Annotated in this window: 2 protein-coding genes and 1 pseudogene; all 3 read left to right on the forward strand. The window is 67.9% G+C overall.

What is annotated here, in order from left to right:
• Positions 1 to 74: 74 nt before the first annotated feature.
• The 3 genes and pseudogenes from BKA25_RS11235 to BKA25_RS11245 all read left to right on the forward strand — a co-directional run bounded on the left by BKA25_RS11235 (position 75) and on the right by BKA25_RS11245 (position 19,008).
• Positions 75 to 1,382: a cytochrome P450 gene (locus tag BKA25_RS11235; protein ID WP_069850032.1), complete on the forward strand. Its 1,308-nt coding sequence runs from the start codon at positions 75 to 77 to the stop codon at positions 1,380 to 1,382.
• Between the two features lie 356 nt (positions 1,383 to 1,738).
• Positions 1,739 to 12,019: pseudogene (locus BKA25_RS11240) on the forward strand (SDR family NAD(P)-dependent oxidoreductase); the annotation flags it as partial.
• 29 nt (positions 12,020 to 12,048) lie between these two features.
• Complete coding sequence (locus BKA25_RS11245; RefSeq protein WP_069850028.1) at positions 12,049 to 19,008, forward strand: type I polyketide synthase; 6,960 nt, start codon at positions 12,049 to 12,051, stop codon at positions 19,006 to 19,008.
• Positions 19,009 to 19,010 lie beyond the last annotated feature (2 nt).

Below are 19,010 nucleotides of genomic sequence, written 5' to 3' on the forward strand. Positions count from 1 at the left end.
TTCCGCCGACTGTCCCCGCTGCCCGTGACATTGTTCGAAACGCACCCAGGGTGATTTAGAGTGAGAGGTACCCGGTGACCACTGCAGCACGGCCGGACGCGATCCTGCCCGACGGCCCCTCTGGTCAGCGTCTGGTGAAAGCCCTGACCTACACCCTTAACCCGGACCGAACACTGCACCGCTACCAGGCCCGCTACGGGTCCGCCTTCAGCATCGACGCGTTCGGGTTCGGTCGGATGGTGGTGCTGACCGACCCGGCCGAGGTGAAGCAGATCCTGCAGGCCACCCAAGACGTCATCGACCTGGCCGACATCGGCGTCGACCGAGCACTCGGTCACGGTTCGCTGTTCGCCACGTACGGCGACGCGCACCGCCGCGACCGCAAACTCCTCACCCCGCCGCTGCACGGCAACCGCCTGCGCGCGTACGAGAAGATGATCGAACGGGCCGCCGAGTGCGAGATGGCCACCTGGCCTGAGGGCAAGCCTTTTCCCGCCCTGCCGTCGATGATGCGGATAACGCTCGACGTCATCCTGGACGCGGTGTTCGGCGCCGAGGGCGCCGAACTCGAGGAACTGCGCCGGATGCTGCCGCCGATGGTGCAGCGCGGCACCCTTCTCGCGTTCCTGCCGAAATTCCAGCGGCTTCTGGGCTCACACGGCCCGTGGGCACGTTTCCAACGCGAACGGGCCCGGTTCGACGTCCTCATGGCCAGGCTGATCGACCAGGCCACGCCCGTCCTCGACACCCGCGACGATGTGCTCGCCATGCTCTTGCAGGCGCGGTACGACGACGGTTCCCCGATGAGCCATGCCCAGATCTCCGATCAGATGCTGACCCTGATGGCGGCCGGCCACGAGACCACCGCGACCACGCTGGCCTGGGCCGTCGAACGGATCCGGCGCCAAGAAGGGCTCTCCGACCGGCTTGCCGCCGAGGTCGACGAGGGCGGGTCGGCGCTGCGCGACTCCACACTGCTCGAAGTGCAGCGGGTGCGACCCGTGGTCAACCTGGTCAACAGGGAGGTGCGGGCCGAGAACCTGGAGATCGGGCGTTGGCGGCTGCCACGCGGCACGGTTGTCGGCATTCCCGTCGGCCTGCTGCACGACGACTCGAACCTGTTCGGCGACCCGTCCACGTTCAACCCGGACCGCTTCGTCGGAGCCAAGCCGAACACCTACCAGTGGATTCCGTTCGGTGGCGGCGTCCGGCGCTGTATCGGTGCCAACTTCGCGACGCTGGAGATGAACGTGGTGCTGCGCACCATGTTCCGCGACTTCATCGTCGAACCGACCACCGACGGACCGGAACGCCGGGTGACACGCGGCATCGCGGCCGCCCCCGGCAAGGGCGGCATGATGATCGTCCGGCGCCGCAACTGACCAGTTGTTCCCGTGATCTTCCACCGGCCGGGTGCCTCCCTTCGAGTTGACGGTCCTGGGCATGGGCACAGTCGCCCCGTAGGCCTGGGCCGCTCCGAGCGGTGGGCATCGTGAGGGCGGTTCGCCAGCAGGTCCTCGCCAGCAGCACCCGATCGGCCAGGTCGAGCCGTCGCCGTCGTGTCCGGTCACCATGCGGACCTGGTCTGGTTGCGACCGGCCCACCCGACCCGGAAGCCGAAATGACCTGCTTTCGACCATGATCACCGATCGCCCGTGCCGGCTGGTCACCGAGTAACAAGACATCCCTTGGCACTCACCCGCCGTCGTTCCGCTGAATAGGGAGACCTTCTGTGCCCAGCCAAGAAGAGTTGGTGAACTACCTCAAGCGGGTCACCACGGAGTTGCTCGACGCCCGTCGCCAGCTCCAGGAGAACGACAGCGCGCAGCGTGAGCCGATCGCGATCGTGGCGATGAGTTGTCGGTTCCCTGGCGGGGTGGCCAGTCCGGAGGACCTGTGGCGGCTGGTGGACTCGGGAACCGACGCGGTGTCGGGCTTCCCCGTGGATCGAGGTTGGGACGTCGAGGGGCTCTACGATCCCGATCCGGACGCCGTCGGGAAGAGCTATGTCGCCGAGGGTGGCTTCTTGGATGATGTCGCCGGGTTCGACTCGGCGTTCTTCGGCATCAGCCCACGCGAAGCCGTGGCGATGGACCCGCAGCAACGGTTGTTGCTGGAGTCGGCGTGGGAAATCTTCGAACGGGCCGGCATCGATCCGAGAGCGGTGCGGGGCAGTCGTACCGGCGTGTTCACGGGACTGATCTCGAACGACTACCTGTCCCGGCTATCCGAGCTTCCCGATGGAGTCGAGGGTTTCCTGTCCACCGGGGCCGCAGGCAGCGTGGCTTCCGGGCGGATCGCTTACACCCTCGGGTTGGAAGGCCCGGCGGTCACCGTCGATACGGCGTGTTCGTCGTCGTTGGTGGCGATGCACCTGGCGGCGCAGTCGTTGCGGCAGGGCGAGTGCACGCTCGCTCTGGCGGGTGGCGCGACCGTGTTGTCCTCACCCGCGGGTTTCGTGGAGTTCAGCCGGCAGCGGGGATTGGCCTCGGATGGACGGTGCAAACCGTTCGCAGGCGCTGCGGACGGGACTGGTTGGGGCGAAGGTGTCGGCCTTCTGCTGTTGGAGCGGTTGTCCGATGCTCAGCGCAACGGCCATCAAATCCTTGCGGTGATGCGGGGTTCGGCGGTGAACCAGGACGGCGCCAGCAATGGCCTCACCGCGCCGAACGGTCCGTCCCAGGAACGGGTGATCCGGCAGGCCCTGGCCAGTGCCGGGTTGGGTGTCGGCGATGTCGACGTGGTGGAGGCACACGGCACGGGCACTCGGCTCGGCGACCCGATCGAAGCACAGGCCTTGTTGGCGACCTACGGGCAGGACCGGGACGAGCCGTTATTGCTCGGCTCGGTCAAGTCGAATATCGGTCACACCCAGGCGGCGGCCGGTGTCGCGGGTGTCATCAAGATGGTGCTGGCGATCCAACACGGCCGGTTGCCAGAGTCCTTGCATGTGGATGAGCCGACTCCGCAGGTGGACTGGACAACCGGTGCCGTGCGGGTGTTGTCCGAGGCACGGGCATGGCCTGAAGTCGGTCGGCCGCGTCGTGCTGGGGTCTCGTCGTTCGGTATCAGCGGCACCAATGCGCACGTGATCCTCGAACAGGCACCCCAACACGAACTCGAATCCCGCACTGCGTCCCCCGATCCGATGCCGAGGGTGGTGCCGTGGGTGTTGTCGGCTCGGAGTGAGCAGGCGTTGCTGGCCCAGGCCGGGCGGTTGAAAGACTTCCTCGAGGCACATTCCGACCTCGATCCGGCCGATGTGGGTTGGTCGTTGGCGACGGGGCGGTCGGTGTTCGACCGGCGTGCGGTGGTGGTGGGGAGTGATCGGGATGCCTTGCTCGATGGTCTGACGGCGTTGGCATCCGGCGGTCCTGTCGTCGGGGTCGGTACCGGTAAGGCGGTGTTCGTCTTCCCGGGTCAGGGTTCCCAGTGGGCTGGTATGGCGGTGGAGTTGATGGACTCCTCGCCCGTGTTCGCGGCGTCGATGGATGAGTGCGGATCGGCGCTGTCGGAGTTCGTCGAGTGGTCGTTGGTCGACGTTCTACGTGCCGGCGGCGAGCTCGAGCGTGTTGATGTGGTGCAGCCAGTGTTGTGGGCGGTGATGGTGTCGTTGGCTGCGCTGTGGCGTTCTTTTGGTGTCGAGCCTGCTGCGGTGGTGGGTCATTCACAGGGCGAGATCGCTGCCGCGGTGGTCGCCGGTGCGTTGTCGTTGCGGGATGGTGCCCGAGTGGTGGCGTTGCGCAGCAGGGTGTTGCTGGGTATCGCCGGTGACGGTGGCATGGTGTCCGTCGCACTGTCGGTGGACGAGGTGCGCCCCCGGTTGGCCGACGGGATCGGGATCGCCGCGGTCAACGGGCCGGGTTCGGTGGTGGTGTCGGGTGCGGCGGGGGTGCTGGATCGGTGGCAGGCCGAGGTGGAGGCTGCTGGGGTCCGGGTGCGTCGGATACCGGTGGACTACGCCTCCCACTCCGCTGACGTGGAGCGGTTACGTGACGAGATCCTGAAGGTGTTGGCTCCGGTCACACCGCGGTCGGTGGAGCTGCCGTTCTACTCCACGCTGACCGGCGGGGTGTTGGATACCTCGGGGTTGGACGCGAAGTACTGGTACGAGAGCTTGCGTCAGCCGGTGCTGTTCGAGCAGACCACTCGCGCGTTGCTCGACCACGGTCACGACGTACTGATCGAATGCAGTCCGCATCCGGTGCTGGCCGTCGGCATCGAGGAGACCGCCGAGGCGGCCGGGACCACTGTCACGGCGCTCGGTTCTCTGCGCCGCGACGATGGCGGCCTCAGCAGGTTCGTCAAATCGGTCGCGGAAGCCTGGGCGGGTGGCATCACACCGGCGTGGGACGTGGTGTTCGGCGCTGGACGCTCGGTGGTGGAGCTGCCGACGTATGCGTTCCAGCGGGAACGGTTCTGGCTGGAGGCTGGTCCCTCGACGGGCGACATCGCCTCTGCGGGCCTGGGCTCGGCAGGTCACCCGCTCCTGGGCGCGGCGGTCACGTTGGCGGACGCCGGCGGGGCGTTGCTGACGGGCAAGCTGTCGCTGCGTACCCACCCGTGGCTAGCTGATCACGCCGTCCTGGGCTCGGTGTTGCTGCCGGGTACGGCCTTCGTCGAGTTGGCGTTGCGGGCCGGTGACGAGGTCGGCGGCACCCGGATCGAGGAACTGGTGGTGCCGACGCCGCTGGTTCTGACTGAACGTGGCGGTGTCCAGATCCAGGTGGCCGTGGCAGCGGCGGACGAGTCGGGCCGCCGCCCGTTGACGGTGCACTCGCGCGTGGATGAGGAGTGGGTGCTCCACGCGACGGGCATTCTCGTGCCGGATCCGCAAGGGGAGCCGGTGCGGTTGGAGCAGTGGCCGCCACCTGGGGCTGAACCAGTCGACGTCAGCGGTCTATACCCGGACCTGGCGGAAGCTGGCCTGGGCTACGGGCCACTGTTCCAGGGTTTGACGGCGGCGTGGCGGTCCGGCGACGAGGTGTTTGCCGAGGTGGCCCTGCCGGATGGGGCGGAGGCCACCGGGTTCGGCCTGCACCCGGCGCTGTCCGATGCCGCCTTGCACGCGGTCGGGCTGAGCGGCGGAGCGCAGACGCGGCTGCCCTTCGCGTTTCGTGACGTGTCGTTGTGGGCGGTGGGTGCGTCCGCGTTGCGGGTGCGGGTCTCTCCGATGGGTGCGGATGCGGTTTCGGTTGATCTGTTCGATGTGGATGGTCGGCCGGTGGCTCGTATCGGTGAGTTGACGTTGCGGCCGGTGTCCACGGCGGATTTTGCTCGTCATGACCTGTTGTTCGGGTTGGAGTGGGAGCCCACCGCCGCACAGCCCGGTGAGGGTGAGTGGGCCGTGCTTGGCCCCGATGACCTCGGTGTGGTGGGCGAGGCGTCTTCCTATCCTGACATCGCGTCCATGCCTGCGGTGCTGCCTGGGGCTGTGGTGGTCGCGCGGACCTATGACGGTGATCTGACTGCGGCGGTGCACTCGGCGACGAGTGACACGTTGGCACTGTTGCAGGAGTGGTTGGCTGATTCCCGTTTGGATGATGTGCCGTTGGTGTTCGTGACCCGTGGCGCGGTCGCGGCGTCTGATGATGAGGACGTCACGGATCTGCCGGGTGCGGCGGTGTGGGGGCTGGTGCGCTCGGCCCAGTCGGAGAACCCCGGCCGATTCTTCCTGGTCGACCTCGGTGATGCGGGGTCGTTGCCGGGTGGGGTGGTTGGCGAAGAGCCGCAGTTGGCTGTTCGTGGGGGCTCGTCGTTGGTGCCCCGTCTCGGTCGGGTGGCGGTGGAGGGCACGCCGGTGGCAGGTGTTGCGGAAGGCACGGTGCTGGTCACCGGGGCCACCGGAACCCTCGGCGCCCTGGTCTGCCGCCACCTCGTCAACACACACGGCGCACGGAATCTGCTGCTGACCAGCCGCCGTGGAGCCGAGGCCCCCGGCGCTACCGAACTGGTCGCCGAGCTGGAGGAACTGGGAGCAAAGGTCACCCTACAAGCCTGCGACATCGCCGACCGAGACTCCCTGGCAGCAGTGCTGTCAGGACACACGTTGACAGCGGTGATCCACACCGCAGGCATCTTGGACGACGGGTTGTTGGTGTCGATGACACCGCAACGGCTGGCGGCGGTGTTACGGCCGAAGGTCGACGCGGTGATCAACCTCCACGAGTTGACGGCAGAACACAACCTGTCGGAGTTCGTGATGTTCTCCTCGGCTGCGGCGGCCATCGGAAGCGCGGGTCAAAGCAACTACGCGGCGGCCAACGCGTTTATCGATGCGTTCGCCCAGTATCGGCGGGCTCAAGGCCTGCCGGGTATTGCGGTCGGGTGGGGCTTCTGGGCCGAGCGCAGTGCGATGACCGGGCACCTGGACACCGTGGATATCCAGCGGATGAGCGCCACCGGGATCGTGCCACTGACCAGCGAGGAGGGGCTGGGTCTGTTCGACCTGGCCCGGTGTGTCGGGCCTGCTTATGTGTTGGCGGCTCGGTTGGATATCGCAGCGTTGCGGCGGGCCGGTGACATTCCGCCGTTGCTGAGCGGGCTGGTGCCCGCCTCCGGGTCGGGTCGGAACACAGCGGCGACCGCCGGGGCCGGTGGAGTGGCTCGCAAACTCGTCTCGATGACCGATGACCAGCGCATCACGTTCTTGACCGATCTCGTCCGAACCCACGCCGCCGCCGTCCTGGGCCTGTCCGGGGCCGGTGGGGTGGATGCGGGTCGGGCGTTCAAGGAAGCCGGGTTCGACTCGCTGACTGCGCTGGAACTGCGCAACCGGCTCACGGCGGCGACGGGCGTCCGACTGCCCGCCACTCTGGTGTTCGACCACCCCACACCGACCTCGCTTGCAGAGCGGCTCCTCTCGGAGGTGCTGGGTAAGCAGGCCGGTACCGCTGGATCAGTGGTGGCCACCGCAGTCAGTGATGAGCCGATCGCGATCGTGGCGATGAGTTGCCGGTTCCCTGGCGGCGTCGCGGGCCCGGAAGACCTGTGGCGGTTGGTGGACTCGGGAACCGACGCGGTGTCGGGCTTTCCGACCGACCGGGGTTGGGACCTCGAGAACCTCTACGACCCCGACCCCGACGCCCCGGGGAAGACCTACTCCGCCGAGGGTGGGTTCTTGGATGACGTCGCCGGGTTCGACTCGGCGTTCTTCGGCATCAGCCCACGCGAAGCCATCGCGATGGACCCCCAGCAACGACTGCTCCTGGAAACGGCGTGGGAAACCTTCGAACGAGCAGGCATCGACCCACAGACACTGCGAGGCTCCCGCACGGGAGTGTTCGCAGGCCTGCTCTCGAACGACTACTTCTCTCGGCTGTCTGAGCTTCCCGAAGGAGTTGAGGGGTTCCTGTCCAGCGGCACGGCAGGCAGTGTGGCTTCCGGGCGGATCGCTTACACCTTCGGGTTGGAAGGCCCGGCGATGACCGTCGATACGGCGTGTTCGTCGTCGTTGGTGGCGATGCACCTCGCGGCGCAGTCGTTGCGGCAGGGTGAGAGCACGTTGGCGTTGGCCGGTGGGGTCACGGTGTTGTCCTCGCCTGCGGGTTTCGTGGAGTTCAGCCGGCAGCGGGGGCTGGCCGCGGACGGCCGCTGCAAGTCGTTCGCGGGTGCGGCGGACGGTACGGGGTGGGCCGAGGGTGTGGGGATGCTCCTGTTGGAGCGGCTCTCCGATGCCCAGCGCAACGGTCACCGGGTTCTCGCGGTGATGCGGGGTTCGGCGGTGAACCAGGATGGCGCCAGCAATGGCCTCACCGCGCCGAACGGTCCGTCCCAGGAACGGGTGATCCGGCAGGCCCTGGCGAGTGCCGGGTTGGGTGTCGGCGATGTCGATGTGGTGGAGGCACACGGCACGGGCACTCGGCTCGGCGACCCGATCGAAGCACAGGCCTTGTTGGCGACCTACGGGCAGGACCGGGACGAGCCGTTATTGCTCGGCTCGGTCAAGTCGAACATCGGTCACACCCAGGCCGCAGCCGGTGTCGCGGGTGTCATCAAGATGGTGCTGGCGATGCAACACGGCCGGTTGCCGAAGACTTTGCATGTCGATGAGCCGACCCCGCAGGTGGACTGGACAACCGGTGCGGTGCGGGTGTTGTCCGAGGCACGGGCATGGCCTGAAGTCGGTCGGCCGCGTCGTGCTGGGGTCTCGTCGTTCGGTATCAGCGGCACCAATGCGCACGTCGTGCTGGAACAGGCACCCGAGCACGAACTCGAATCCCGCACGGCGTCCTCCGATCCGGTGCCGAAGTTGGTGCCCTGGGTGCTCTCGGCTCGGAGTGAGCCCGCATTGCTGGCGCAGGCCGCTCGGTTGCGCGCGTTCGTGCAGGACCGCCCCGACCTCAACCCGGCGGAAGTCGGCTGGTCGTTGGCGACGACGCGTGCCGGGTTGGCCCATCGTGCGGCGGTGGTGGCCAGTGATCGTGCAGGCTTGTTGGAAGCACTAGGTGTTCTGGCCGACGGTGGTTCGGCCGGTGGTGTGGCCAGGGGTGTGGTGTCCGAGGGGAAGCTGGCGTTTGCCTTCCCCGGTCAGGGGTCCCAGCGGGCCGGTATGGGTCGGGAGCTGTATTCGGAGTTCCCGGTGTTCGCCCGGGTGTTCGACGAGGTGTGGTCGCACTTCGACGTGGGTGACTGGTCGATCGATGACACCGGCCATGCCCAACCGGCGTTGTTCGCCATCGAGGTAGCCCTGTACCGACTGTGGGAATCCTGGGGCATCACACCCGACTACCTGGTCGGCCACTCCGTCGGCGAGCTGGCCGCCGCCCACGTTTCGGGTGTGTTGTCGCTACCCGACGCGGCGAAGTTGGTGGCGGCCCGGGGCAGGTTGATGCAGGCACTACCCCCAGGCGGTGCGATGGTCGCACTCCGAGCCTCCGAAACCGACGTACTACCGTTGCTGGCCGGACGCCCGGTGGACATCGCGGCCGTGAACGGACCGGACGCGGTGGTCATCTCCGGCGAGGAAACCGCGGTCCTGGAGATCGCCGCCCAGTTCCCCGGATCGACACGACTACGGGTCAGCCACGCGTTCCACTCATCACTGATGGACCCGATGCTCGACGAGTTCCGCGCCATCGCCGAAAACCTCACCTACCACGCGCCCACGATCCCGGTAGTAGGCGCAGACGTCACCAACCCCGAATACTGGGTACACCACGTACGCAACACCGTCCGCTTCGCCGACAACATCCACGCCTTACGCGACAACGAAGTGACCACGTTGGTGGAGGTCGGACCAGGCGGCGCGTTGTCAGCAATGATCGCCGACACCCCCGACATCACCGCCATCACATCACTACGCAAGAACACCCCGGAACCCACAGCCGCCCTCACGGCATTAACGCAGTTACACACCCGTGGCGTGCTCCCACGATGGGAGGCCGTATTCGGGGCGGGTCGTGCCGACGTGGAACTACCGACCTACGCGTTCCAACACCAACGGTACTGGCTCGAAACCACCCAGTCGGTCGGAGACGTCTCCTCGGCTGGCCTGGGCTCGGCGGATCATCCACTACTGGGCGCGGCGGTCACGCTCGCGGACACAGGCGGAGTACTGCTGACCGGCCAATTGTCCCTGCACACCCACCCATGGCTGGCCGACCACACCATCCTGGGATCAGCCCTGTTCCCCGGCACCGGTTTCCTCGAACTCGCATTACGAGCCGCCGACGAAATCGGCGGCGGCCGGATCGAGGAACTGGTGCTGGCAACCCCACTGGTGCTCGACGAACACGGCTCCACCCCCATCCAGGTAACCGTCACCGCACCCGACGACACACAACACCGCTCACTGACCATCCACTCCCACACCAACGACCAATGGGTACTCCACGCCTCCGGCACACTCACCCAACACCACCAAGACACACCGACCTGGCCGAAACAATGGCCGCCGGTCGAGGCCCAAGCCATCGACGTGTTCGATTCCGGACTGACGGCGGCGTGGCGGCGTGATGACGAGATGTTCGCCGAGGTATCACTGGCCAAGGAAGTGGACGCCGCCGGGTTCGGCCTGCATCCGGTTCTGTTGGACGCCGCGCTGCAAGTCGTCGGTCTGAGTGGCGAGGACGGGGCACGGCTGCCATCCGCCTTCCGGGACGTGTCACTGCACGCGGTGGGGGCTTCCACGCTGCGCGTACGAGTGTCCCCGGCCGGCACGGACGCGGTGTCGGTGGAACTCGCCGACACGGCCGGGCAGCCGGTGGCGTCGATCGGGGAACTGACATTCCGGTCGGTGTCCGAAGTGGAGTCTGTTCGGCCCACCCGCCACGACCTGTTCGGGGTGGATTGGACACCTGTTGCGGAGCAACCGCAACCGGCCACCGGCGACTGGGCGGTAGTGGGCCCCGACGACCTCGGCGTGATGGCCGGACTCGAGACAGCCGGTGTCGCCGTCACCGACCTGCACGCGGCGGCGTTCGCCGTCGTCGCACGGTCGTACGACACGGCAGGCGGTATCGCCGACGCGGTGCACACCGCGACCGCGGAGACGTTGGCGCTGCTGCAATCGTGGCTGGCCGACCGGAGCGTTGACGACGTTCCTCTGGTGTTCGTGACCCGCGGCGCGGTGGACGACGTCACCGATCTGCCTGGCGCCGCAGTGTGGGATTTGGTCCGCTCCGCCCAGTCGGAGAACCCGGACCGGTTCGTCTTGGTCGATATCGACGACGAAGGCGCGGCATCACTCCCGTTGGCCGTGGCGGCCGGGGAGCCCGAGGTGGCCGCGCGCGGCCGAGTGGTGTCGGTGCCAAGGGTCGTGCGGATCACGAAGCGGGACTCGCCGGAAACCGGCATTGCAGAGGGCACGGTGCTGGTCACCGGCGCTACCGGAGCGCTCGGCGCGATGGTGTGCAGGCACCTGGTGACCGCGCACTGTGCGCGTGACCTGCTGCTGATCGACCAGCACGGGGAAGCCGCATCCGGAGCGACGGAGTTGGTCACCGAGCTGACGGAGATGGGGGCGCGGGTCACCCTGGTGACCTGCGATGCCGCCGACCGCGACGCTCTGGCGGCGACGCTGGCCGGGCATGCGCTGACAGCTGTCGTGCACGCCGCAGGGATGCTGGACGAGGACCTCACGGCGTCGACCCCGCCGGAACGGCTGGCGGCGGTATTACGGGCCAAGGTCGACGCTGTGATCAACCTCCACGACCTCACCGCAGGGGAGAGCCTGTCGGAGTTCGTGACGTTCTCGTCGGCGGCTGGACTCCTCGGCACCGAGGGGCTGGGCGGCTACGCGGCGGCCAACGCCTTCCTCGACGCGTTCGCCCGGCACCGGCGGGCTCAAGGGCTGCCGGGTTCGTCCATCGCCTGGGGCTTGGTCTCCTCGGCGGAGGAGGAGAGCTTGGCCCTGTTCGACTCGGCTTTGCGAGCCGAACGGGCCCACGTCCTGGCCGCCCGCTGGGACATCACCGAACTGCGCCGCGCCCGTGACCTGCCGCCGATCTTGAACGGGCTGGTGGGCCGGACCGGACCGGTGCGCCGGAGCGCTGCGGGAGCCGGCGAGGCGGGAGATCTCGGACGTCGGCTGGCCATGATGACCGAGGACCAGCGCGTCGCTTTCCTCATCGACCTCGTGCACACGCACGCCGCCGAGGTCCTCGGGTTGGCTGCCGTCGACTGGGGGGACGGCGAACTGGCGTTCAAGGACGCCGGATTCGACTCGATGACCGCCGTGGAGTTGCGCAACCGGCTGACCAAGGCCACCGGGGTGCGGCTGCCCGCCACGCTGGTGTTCGACTACCCGACACCGGTCGCGCTGGCCGAACGGCTGTTCGCGAAGCTGCACGACGCACCCACGCTCGAAGCGCGGATCCAACACGCGCTGGCGACGATCCCCGTCAGCCGATTCCGCGACCTGGGGTTGCTGGAGCCCCTGCTCCGGCTCGCGGAAAGTGTCGGCGAGTCGGCACCCCGCGTGCCCGACGACGTCCGTGACGGCGACGCCGGGGCGGACGTCGATGAACTGGACCTCGACAGCCTCGTCGAGATGGCACTCGAACGCGCCGAGCCGTGACATCGAGCCGAGAAGTGGGAAGGAAATCGATGGACACGCAGTCGGAGAAGGTCGTCGCCGCGCTTCGGGCGTCCTTGAAGGACAACGATCGCCTGCGTCGCCTCCACCAGGAAGCGACCGCGGCGGCCCGCGAGCCGATCGCGATCGTGGCGATGAGTTGCCGCTTGCCGGGCAGTGTGGCGGATCCGGAGGACCTGTGGCGGCTGGTGGACTCGGAAACCGATGCGGTGTCGCACTTCCCAGTGGATCGCGGCTGGGACGTCGAGGGCCTCTACGATCCCGATCCGGACGCCGTCGGGAAGACCTACTCCGTCGAGGGTGGCTTCCTGGACGACGTCGCCGGGTTCGACCCGGCGTTCTTCGGCATCGGCCCTCGGGAGGCCGTGGCGATGGACCCGCAGCAGCGGTTGCTGTTGGAAACGGCGTGGGAAGCGTTCGAGCGTGCGGGCATCGACCGGGGGACGCTACGAGGCAGCCGCACCGGCGTGTTCGCCGGCTTGAGCATGACCGACTACTTCTCCCGGTTGACCGATGTGCCGGACGGATTGGAGGGCTACCTCTCCAGCGGCGCGGCGGGCAGCGTGGCTTCCGGACGGATTGCTTACACGTTTGGGCTTGAAGGACCGGCGGTCACGGTCGACACGGCGTGTTCGTCGTCGTTGGTGGCGATGCACCTGGCGGCGCAGTCGTTGCGGCAGGGTGAGTGCACGCTCGCTCTGGCGGGTGGTGCGACCGTGTTGTCCTCGCCTGCGGGTTTCGTGGAGTTCAGCCGGCAGCGGGGGCTGGCCGCAGACGGGCGCTGCAAGTCGTTCGCGGGTGCGGCGGACGGCACCGGCTGGGGCGAGGGTGTGGGGATGCTGCTGTTGGAGCGGTTGTCCGATGCTCAGCGCAACGGTCATCGGGTGCTTGCGGTGATGCGGGGTTCGGCGGTGAACCAGGACGGGGCTTCCAACGGGTTGACCGCGCCGAACGGTCCGTCCCAGGAACGGGTCATCCGCCAGGCCCTCACGAGTGCCGGGCTCGGTGTTGGCGATGTGGACGTGGTGGAGGCGCACGGCACCGGGACCAGGCTCGGGGACCCGATCGAAGTGCAGGCGCTTCTGGAGACCTATGGGCAGGATCGTCCTCAGGACAGGCCGTTGTTGTTGGGGTCGTTGAAGTCGAATATCGGTCACACGCAGGCCGCGGCCGGGGTCGCGGGTGTCATCAAGATGGTGCTGGCGATGCAACACGGCCGGTTGCCGAAGACTTTGCATGTCGATGAGCCGACTCCGCAGGTGGACTGGACGACCGGTGCGGTGCGTTTGCTGTCCGAGGCACAGAACTGGCCGCAGGTGGATCGGCCGCGTCGTGCTGGGGTCTCATCGTTCGGCCTCAGCGGGACCAACGCGCACGTGATCCTCGAACAGACATCGGAAGCTCCTGTCGTGCGGGCGGAACCGCTGCCGGCTGTGGTGCCGTTGGTCCTTTCGGCGAAGACCGAGCCCGCGCTGCTGGCGCAGGCCGGGCGCCTGAAGGACTTCCTCGAAACGCATCCCGGTGTGGACCCGGTGGATGTGGGTTGGTCGTTGGCGACGACCCGGTCGGTGTTCGACTGGCGTGCGGTGGTGACGACCGGTGACCGGGAGGGCTTGGGGTCGGTTACCGCGCAGCGGGTCGGTGCCGGTAGGGCGGTGTTCGTCTTTCCGGGTCAGGGTTCGCAGTGGGTGGGTATGGCGGTGGAGTTGATGGACTCCTCGCCCGTGTTCGCGGCGTCGATGGATGAGTGCGGATCGGCGCTGTCGGAGTTCGTCGAGTGGTCGTTGGTCGACGTTCTACGTGCCGGCGGCGAGCTCGAGCGTGTTGATGTGGTGCAGCCAGTGTTGTGGGCGGTGATGGTGTCGTTGGCTGCGCTGTGGCGTTCTTTTGGTGTGGAGCCTGTTGCGGTGGTGGGTCATTCACAGGGCGAGATCGCTGCCGCGGTGGTCGCCGGTGCGTTGTCGTTGCGGGATGGTGCCCGGGTGGTGGCGTTGCGCAGCAGGGTGTTGCTGGGTATCGCCGGTGACGGTGGCATGGTGTCCGTCGCGTTGTCGGTGGATGAGGTGCGTGCCCGGTTGGTCGACGGGATCGGGGTTGCTGCGGTCAACGGGCCGGGTTCGGTGGTGGTGTCGGGTGCGGCGGGGGTGTTGGATCGGTGGCAGGCCGAGGTGGAGGCTGCTGGGGTTCGGGTGCGTCGGGTACCGGTGGACTACGCCTCCCACTCCGCTGACGTGGAGCGGTTGCGTGACGAGATCCTGAAGGTGTTGGCTCCGGTCACACCGCGGTCGGTGGAGCTGCCGTTCTACTCCACGCTGACCGGCGGGGTGCTCGACACCTCGGGGTTGAACGCCGAGTACTGGTATGAGAGCTTGCGTCGGCCGGTGCTGTTCGAGCAGGCGACCAGACAGTTGTTGGAGGACGGTCACGATCTGCTGATCGAGTCCAGTCCGCATCCGGTGCTGGCCGTCGGTATCGAGGAGACCATCGAGGCGGCGGGGAGCAAGGCCGCGGTGGTCGGCTCCCTCCGCCGCGACGACGGCAGCCTCGGCCGGTTCCTACACTCCGTGGCGGATGCCTGGGCGGGTGGCGCCAAGCCTGACTGGGACGCGGTGTTCGGTCCCGAGCGTTCCACGGTGGAGCTGCCCACCTACCCGTTCCAACGGGACCGGTACTGGATGGAAGCCCCGCCATCGACCGACCACCCGCTGCTGAGCACAGCCCTGTCCTTGGCCGATGGGGGCGGCGCGGTGCTGAACGGCCGGTTGTCCTTGCGCACCCATCCGTGGCTGGCTGATCACGCCGTCTTAGGGTCGGTGTTGTTCCCCGGTACGGGGTTCGTCGAGTTGTCGCTGCGGGCCGCAGACGAGGTCGGCGCTGCCGGTATCGAAGAACTCGTGGTGTCGGCGCCGCTGATCCTGGCGGAACGCGGCGAAGTCCATGTCCAGGTGACGGTGACGGCGCCCGATGAGATGGGCCGCCGCTCACTGAGCGTGCACTCGCGCGCGGACGAGGAGTGGGTGCTGCACGCCTCGGGCGTCCTCACCGACGAACAGCAAGGCGCACCCGTACGGCTGGAGCAGTGGCCGCCGACCGGGGCGGAGCCCCTCGACGTGCGGGACCTGTACCCCGGCCTCTCCGGATCGGGTCTGGACTACGGGCCGCTGTTCCAGGGGCTGACGGCGGCATGGCGGTCCGGCGACGACCTGTTCGCCGAGGTCACGCTGCCGGACCCGACGGGCGCCGAGCGGTTCGGCCTGCACCCGGCGCTGTCGGATGCGGCCTTGCACACGGTCGGGCTCAGCGAAGGGAGCGGGACGCGGCTGCCGTTCGTGTTTCGTGACGTGTCGTTGTGGGCGGTGGGTGCGTCCGCGTTGCGGGTGCGGGTCTCTCCGATGGGTGCGGATGCGGTTTCGGTTGATCTGTTTGGTGTGGATGGTCGGCCGGTGGCTCGTACCGGTGAGTTGACGTTGCGGCCGGTGTCCGCCACAGACCTGGCCACATCCCGTCCCGCCCACCATGACCTGTTGTTCGGGTTGGAGTGGGAGTCCGTCACGGTGCCGCCGGGTGATGGTGGTTGGGTCGTGCTCGGGTCTGATGATCTGCGCCTCGGGGATGGGAGGGTGTCCTATTCGGACCTTGCTTCCCTGGCGGCTGCGCCGCCTACCGCTGCTGTGGTGGTCGCGCGGACCTACGACGGTGATCTGACTGCGGCCGTGCACTCGGCGACGAGTGACACGTTGGCACTGTTGCAGGAATGGCTCGCCGAACCCCACTTGGACGACGTGCCGTTGGTGTTCGTGACCCGTGGCGCGGTCGCGGCGTCCCATGACGAGGACGTCACGGACCTACCGGGTGCGGCGGTGTGGGGGCTGGTGCGCTCGGCGCAGTCGGAGAACCCCGGCCGGTTCTTCCTGGTCGACCTTGACGGTGATGCGTCGCTGCCGGTGGCCGTGGCGACCGGCGAGGCTCAGACAGTTGTCCGTGGCGAGGTGGTGTCGGTGCCCCGGCTCGCGCGGACAGCGTCCGGTGGCACCATGCTGCCGCCGGCGGATCCGGTCTGGCGGTTGGGCGTCACCGAACAGGGCAGTCTGGGAAACCTGGCCCTGCTCGGCGCGCCGGATATGTCCCGTGAGCTGAACGAGGGCGAGGTGCGGATCGCGACACGCGCTGCGGGGCTGAACTTCCGGGACGTGCTCATCGCCCTGGGTGCTTACCCCGATCCTGACGCCGTCATCGGCGGCGAAGGCGCCGGCGTGATCGTGGAGGTGGCCTCGGACGTCATCGGCGTCGAGGTTGGTGACGAGGTGTTCGGCCTTTTCGAAGGTTCGGGTCCGATTGCGGTGGCTGACGCTCGTTTGGTGGCCGCCAAGCCGGCCGGGTGGTCGTGGGAGCAGGCGGCTGCGGTGCCGGTGGTGTTCCTGACGGCGTATTACGGGTTGGTGGATTTAGCGGCGGCCAAGCCCGGTGAGCGTGTCCTGATCCACGCGGCCGCCGGTGGGGTCGGCTCCGCCGCGACACAACTCGCCCGCCACCTCGGTCTGGAGGTCTTCGGAACAGCGAGCACCGCCAAGTGGGACACCCTGCACGCCACCGGCTACGACGACACCCACATCGCCAACTCACGGACCTTGGACTTCGAACAACAATTCCTCGACACCACCAACGGCGAGGGCGTCGACATCGTCCTGGACTGTCTAGCCGGAGAGTTCGTCGACGCCACCCTGCGGCTACTCCCCCGAGGCGGACGGTTCCTCGAACTCGGCAAAGCCGACATCCGCGACCCCGACATCATCGCCACCGACCACCCGGGGATCGCCTACCGGGCCTACGACCTGGCCGAAGCCGGAACACCAAGACTGCAAGAGATCCTCGCCGACATCGTCGACCTATTCGCCCGCGGCATCCTCCAACCCATCCCGGTGTCCTCGTTCGACATCCGCCGCGCTCCCGAGGCAATGCGCAACCTCAGCCAGGCCAAGCTGGTCGGCAAGGCCGTACTGACCATCCCGCACACTTTCGATCCCCACGCCACGGTGCTGGTCACCGGGGCCACCGGAACCCTCGGCGCCCTGGTCTGCCGCCACCTCGTCAACACACACGGCGCACGGAATCTGTTGCTGGTCAGCCGCCGTGGCAAAGACGCTGACGGCGCGGCCGAGTTGGTCGCCGAACTCACGGAGTCCGGGGCGAAGGTCACCCTGCAAGCCTGCGACATCGCCGACCGGAACGCCCTGGCAACAGTGCTGTCAGGACACACACTGACCGCAGTCGTCCACACCGCAGGCATCCTCGACGACGGGCTGCTGGAGTCCATGACACCGCAACGACTCGCAGCCGTACTACGCCCCAAAGTCGACGCGGTCATCAACCTCCACGAACTCACAACCGGACACAACCTGTCCGAATTCGTGATGTTCTCCTCCGCCGCCGCCGCTCTCGGCGCCGCAGGCCAAAGCAACTACGCCGCCGCCAACGCATTCATCGACGCGTTCGCCCAACACCGGAAAACACACGGCCTACCCGCCACCGCCGTGGCCTGGGGATTCTGGGAACAACGCAGCGCGATGACCGGGCACCTCGACGCCACCGACGTCCAGCGGATCACCGCGACCGGAATCGTGCCACTCACCAGCAAAGAAGGCCTCGAACTACTCGACCTGGCCCGGCACGCCGAACCCGCGCACACCCTGGCCCTACGACTCGACCACACCGCCCTACGACATACACCGGAAATCCCACCGCTACTGACCAGACTGATACCCCGCACCGGGTCGATGCGGCGCGCTGCCGCCGCTGTCGAGGCGGGGCCGCAGACGGGGCCGAAGCTCCTGGACCACCTGGCTCAGCTGTCCGAGAACGAGCGCGGGCCCGCGCTCGCCGACGCGATCCGGGCCGAAGCCGTGCTCGTGCTCGGGCGCGCGCAGGAGGACGCCGCCTCTGACGACACGACGTTCCGAGACCTCGGGTTCGACTCCCTGACGGCACTCGAACTGCGCAACCGCCTCGCCACGACCACCGGCGTCCGGCTCGCGCCGACCGTCGTCTTCGACCACCCCACCTCGGAAGAGCTGGCTGGACACCTGCTGCCGAAGCTGAAGCTCCGCGCCGGTGCGCCTGCTGCCGCGCCGACCGAGAACGTGGACGACGGTGGCGAGGACACTGTCGTGTCGCTGTACCAGCGCGCCATCGGCGACGGACGCGTCGACGAGGCGACGGACGTGCTCGCCATGCTCGGCCGTCTGCTGCCGACCTTCGTCGATGGCGAATCGCGGACCACGACGCGACGCCTGGCCGACGGCGACGCCCGGCCCGCGGTGATCTGCCTGAGCGCCCCGATCGCGCCGGTGATCTGGGACGCCTACACGATCCTCGCGAAGAACTTCCCGGAACCGCGGCAAATGTCGGCGCTCGTCCCGCCCGGATTCGTTGCGGGAGAACCGGTTCCGGCCGACCTCGAAGCGTTGGCGCGGGCCTGCGGTGACGCAGTCCTGGCCTCGACGGGAGGCGATCCGGTCGTGCTCATGGGACATTCATCGGGGGGCTACCTCGCCCACGCGACGGCCGCCCACCTGGCGGGTATCGGCAGGCCACCGGCCGGGGTCGTCCTCGTCGACACCTACCCCCTTGACGTGTTCGACGACGCGGAGTACGGCGAATTCATGCGGTCCCAGATGGGGCGGCACGCACTGGCCTCCGGGCGCGAGGCGGTGTCCCTGGGGCACCAGCTCGTCGCGCAGGGCGCCTACTCGGGCTTTGTCATGTCCTGGCGGCCGACGCCGTTGTCCGTGCCGACACTGCTGGTCAGCGCATCCGAGTCGATGTCGGAGGCACTTCGGCCGGACTACGCCCACACCGACGCGGAGAAGGTCTGGGACCGGGTCGTCCGGGTTCCGGGGAACCACTTCACGGTGGTCTCGGCGCACGCGCGGACGACCGCACAAGCGATCCACGAATGGCTGGAAGAACTGTGAGG

It is taken from the genome of Actinoalloteichus hymeniacidonis, assembly GCF_014203365.1.
GTDB lineage: Bacteria > Actinomycetota > Actinomycetes > Mycobacteriales > Pseudonocardiaceae > Actinoalloteichus_A > Actinoalloteichus_A hymeniacidonis.

What these genes read in the sequence shown, in the direction of transcription:
- BKA25_RS11245 (WP_069850028.1), top strand. Translation starts at nt 12,049, where the DNA reads ATGGACACGCAGTCGGAGAAGGTCGTCGCCGCGCTTCGGGCGTCCTTG.